The sequence below is a fragment of the Anaerobacillus sp. 1_MG-2023 genome, assembly GCF_030547345.1.
Classification (GTDB): domain Bacteria; phylum Bacillota; class Bacilli; order Bacillales; family Guptibacillaceae; genus Guptibacillus; species Guptibacillus hwajinpoensis_B.
Genome location: NZ_JAUORD010000345.1, coordinates 1 through 213 on the forward strand (window position 1 = coordinate 1; position 213 = coordinate 213).

Here is a 213-nt window from a genome sequence, read left to right on the forward strand (position 1 = left end):
TTCAAAAGGGTTATGGATTAAATGATAGTGTGGGAATTAGTTTCTTAGAAAGACAATATGAAGAGTATTTAAGGGGAGAACCGTCAAAAACAAAATTTGTAACTGATAAAGAAGGAAATCCAATTGGAGATCCAGTAGAAATTCCGGGCTCCAGAGGCGGAGATCTAGTGTTAACTTTAGATATGGAGCTTCAACAATCTGTAGATGAGATTT

Annotated in this window: 1 pseudogene; it reads left to right on the forward strand. The window is 35.7% G+C overall.

From position 1 onward, the window contains the following. Positions 1-213 (forward strand): annotated as a pseudogene (locus Q4550_RS24390) (peptidoglycan D,D-transpeptidase FtsI family protein); the annotation flags it as partial.